This window comes from Actinosynnema sp. NPDC059335 (assembly GCF_042752395.1).
Taxonomy (GTDB): Bacteria; Actinomycetota; Actinomycetes; order Mycobacteriales; family Pseudonocardiaceae; genus Actinosynnema.
Map to the genome: position 1 here is coordinate 1 of NZ_JBHYXZ010000299.1, position 3,376 is coordinate 3,376.

Annotated in this window: 4 protein-coding genes and 1 pseudogene; 4 read left to right on the top strand and 1 reads right to left on the bottom strand. The window is 74.9% G+C overall.

The features are described 5' to 3' along the window. Positions 1-101: 101 nt before the first annotated feature. Both ACFXGA_RS39865 and ACFXGA_RS39870 read left to right on the top strand, forming a co-directional pair. Positions 102-776, top strand: a complete 675-nt coding sequence (locus ACFXGA_RS39865; protein ID WP_378098298.1) for a MerR family transcriptional regulator — start codon at positions 102-104, stop codon at positions 774-776. Between the two features lie 149 nt (positions 777-925). Continuing rightward, a complete protein-coding gene (locus ACFXGA_RS39870) occupies positions 926-1,858 on the top strand; it encodes an NAD(+)/NADH kinase (RefSeq protein ID WP_378098301.1) in 933 nt (310 codons plus the stop codon). On the opposite strand, the gene ACFXGA_RS39875 is transcribed toward ACFXGA_RS39870, so the two are convergent. Then, the gene (locus ACFXGA_RS39875; protein WP_378098307.1) at positions 1,847-2,128 is read right to left on the bottom strand and encodes a hypothetical protein; all 282 of its coding nucleotides are present in this window, start codon (positions 2,126-2,128) and stop codon (positions 1,847-1,849) included. The two genes, ACFXGA_RS39870 and ACFXGA_RS39875, sit on opposite strands and share 12 nt — an antisense overlap. A 30-nt stretch (positions 2,129-2,158) precedes the next feature. On the opposite strand from ACFXGA_RS39875, the pseudogene ACFXGA_RS39880 reads away from it, so the two are divergent. Together ACFXGA_RS39880 and ACFXGA_RS39885 are read left to right on the top strand one after the other, a co-directional pair. Further along, a pseudogene (locus tag ACFXGA_RS39880) lies at positions 2,159-2,785 on the top strand (winged helix-turn-helix domain-containing protein). Between the two features lie 122 nt (positions 2,786-2,907). Beyond that, positions 2,908-3,309 carry a hypothetical protein gene (locus ACFXGA_RS39885; RefSeq protein ID WP_378098304.1) on the top strand — a complete coding sequence of 134 codons (402 nt, stop codon included), beginning with the start codon at positions 2,908-2,910 and terminating at the stop codon, positions 3,307-3,309. Positions 3,310-3,376 lie beyond the last annotated feature (67 nt).

Consider the following 3,376-nt stretch of genomic DNA (forward strand, 5'->3'; position numbering starts at 1 on the left):
ATCGGCTTGGTGTCGCGGTCGCCGGGGGGCCCGCCCCTCCGCCCCCCCCCCCCCCCCACCGCTCGGCATCCCGTGTCCCGACGACGATCGACCGAGGCGCCGTGTCGCAGATCCGCATTACGGAGCTGGCGCAGCTCACCGGCTTCGCACCCTCCGCGATCCGCTTCTACGAGAACTCGGGGCTGCTGCCGACCGCGTCCCGCAGCGCCGGCGGCCGCCGCGTCTACACCGACCGCGACGTGGACCGCCTCCGGTTCATCGCGCGCGGCAAGCAGATGGGGTTGACGCTGGACGAGATCCGGGAACTCGTCCTGGGCTGGGACGGCAACACCCCGGACGCCGCGCGGGACCTGCTGATCGGGAAGCTCCGGTTCCGGATCTCGGAGGTGAACCTCCGGATCGCCGAGCTGTCCGCCTTCTCGCTCCAGCTGGTCGAGACGCTGCACGGGTTCTCGGCGCGGGACGCGGCGACCGACCGCGACCACGACCTGCCGTGCCTGCGCAGCTGGATGAAGGTCCTGGCCTACCCCCACACGTACCGCCACGGGGACGGGGTGCTGGCGGCGACGTTCCCGAGCAGCCCGTCGTTGACGGTGGCGCTGGCGGAGCTGGTCGCGCACGAGTGCGTGTGCCGCCGACCGACCGCGGTCCTGCTGCGCTGCACCCCTCGCACCACGACGCTCGAACTCGCCGTGGACGACCTCGAAGACCACCTGGTCGCGACCCTGTTCGCCACCCGACCGGGCACCCCGATCGAACCCGCCGACCTCCCGTGACCACGACCGCGTCCGCGCGGGGAGGAGGCGTCCCGATCCGGTGCCGCACGCGACCGGTCCGCCCGGCGCCACGAGCGGTCGGTCTGCGAAGCGCCTCGGCGGCGGTTAGGGTTCGACGTCGTAGTCCGTCCGCCGGAGGAGGAGCCGCGGTGGCGGGAGGTGGGCACGTCCGCACGGTCGGGGTCGTGGCGCACCCGCGCAACCCCGTGGCCGCCTCCCTGGACGTGATCACCCGGTTCGCCCGCCGGCACGGCGTGCGGGTCGTCGCGCCCGCCGCCGACGCGCGCCGGCTCGGTCACGGCCTGCTCCCGGTCCCGCCGGACGAGTTCGCCGACCAGGTCGACGCCGTGATCAGCCTCGGCGGCGACGGCACGATGCTCGGCGCGATGCGCCTGGTGGCGGGCCGCCCCACCCCGGTGCTCGGCGTCAACCACGGCAACCTCGGCTTCCTGGTCGAGCTGGCGCCCACCGACCTGCCCGCCGCCCTCGACCGCCTCACCGACGGCGACTTCTCGCTGGAACCCCACAGCTGCATCCAGGTCGAGCACGCCGGGGCGCAGCCGGCGGTCGCGTTCAACGACGCCGTCCTCACCTCCGCCCGACCGTGGACGGCGGTGAACGTCGACCTCTCCGTCAACGGCGTCCGCCACGGCTACTACCGCTGCGACGCGGTCGTCGCCTGCACCCCCACCGGGTCCACCGCCTACAACCACGCCGCCGGCGGACCGGTCATCTCGCCGTCCGTCCGGGCGATCGGCCTCACCCCCGTAGCACCCATGACCGGCATCGACCGCACGGTCCTGTTCGGCGCGGACGACGCGCTCACCCTGGCCAACCCCTCCGACGCCCACGCGATCCGCCTCACCCTCGACGGCGCGGACGCCCGCGAGGTCGGTCCCGGCGGCGAGCTGACGCTGGCGCTGCACCCGTCCCCGGTCAACCTGGTGCGCTTCGACGCCGCCGCCCACGCCCGCCGCTCGCGGGTCAAGCTCAGCCTCCTCGACCTCCCCCTCCGCCCCGACCAGCTGCTCGAACTCGTGCCCGAGGACGTGCGGGAACGGGCCCGCCGGCTACCGGGCTGACCGCACCGCGACGACGGCCCCCGCGGCCCACGCCGCGAGCACCGCCAACCCCGCCCACCACGCGAGCGGGAAATAGCCGGTCGACGGCGCGTAGTGCGCCACGACCTGCGGGTATTCGACGAGGGTCTGCTGCGCCGCGAACCCGGCGGCCGGCGTGACCCGCAGCGCCCACCGCGCCACCTCGTCCGGCAGCAGCGGCACGGCCGCCACCGCGTACGGCAGCACCCCCACCGCCACGACGACCACGACCGACGGCCACACCCGCCGCACCAGCGCCCGCACCCCGAGGGCCCGGCCCGCCTGGTGGACAACCTGGTCGACAACGCGGTCGTGCACAACGAGCGGGGCGGCTGGATCGCGGTGCGCACCGCGCCCGCGCCGCCGACGCTCGTCGTGGAGTCCGGCGGACCCGTCCTCGACCCGCGCCGCACGGCCGACCTCGGCGAGCCGTTCCGCCGCCTGGCCACCGCCCGCACCGGTTCGGACGCGGGCTCGGGCCTGGGGCTGTCGATCGTCCGGGCGGTCGTCGAGGCCCACGGCGGCCTCGCCCTGGGCGCGGACGACTACCTGGCCAAGCCGTTCCACTTCCCCGAACTGGTGCTGCGGGTGCGGGCGCTGGCCCGCCGCTGGCCGTCCGCCCGGCCCAGGGTGCTGCGCGCCGGGGCGTCGAACTGGACCCGGCGCTGCGCACCGCGACCCGCGACGGGCGTCGCCTGGACCTGTCGCCGAAGGAATTCGCCCTGGCTGGACGCGCTGCTGCGGGCCGCGCCCGCCGTCCTCAACGCGGAAGACCTGCTGGAGCGGGTCTGGGACGAGCACGCCGACCCGTTCACCAACACCGTGACCGTGGGCCGGCTGCGGCGCAAGCTCGGCGACCCGCCGGTGCTCCGGACGATCCCCGGCGCGGGCTACCGGCTCGGTCCGTGATGCCCGGCGCGGCCACCGGGCCGATGTAGGCGATTTCGCCGATCCGCGCCCGCCGCTTCCCGCGGTTCTCTCATGGGGTCCTGCCCCTGACCCGCGGCCCGCCGCGGAGAGGAGAGATCACCGTGACCACGAAGAAGAGGCCGAGAGCGTGGCTGTGGCTGGTGGCGTTGGCCGCGATGCTCGTGGCGGCGTCGCCCGCCGTGGCGGCGTCGTCGCCGGCCGCGCTGGAGGTGGACGAGGCCGGCACCTACGTCATCTACTCGATCGACGACCTGGCTCCCGGCGCGTCCATCAGCAAGCACTGGAACTTCACGCCCCAGGGCCTCTCGCACCGCGTCGACGTGTGGCCCAAGCCCAACCCGCTCGCGCTGGGCGTGGCGTGCGAGATGGAGGTCGTGCGCACCTGGAAGTCCATGACCAACTACTTCGACTCCCCCTCGGAGCTGGAGCTGCACTGGACGGTCAAGAACGTCGGCGCCTCGACCTGTGACGGCGACGTCTACCTGGTCTACGTCAACCCGTAGCGGGGGTTCGCGCCCCACGGCCGGGCGGCGGCGCGCCCGGGCGGGGGCGCCCGCGCGGGGGGGCGGG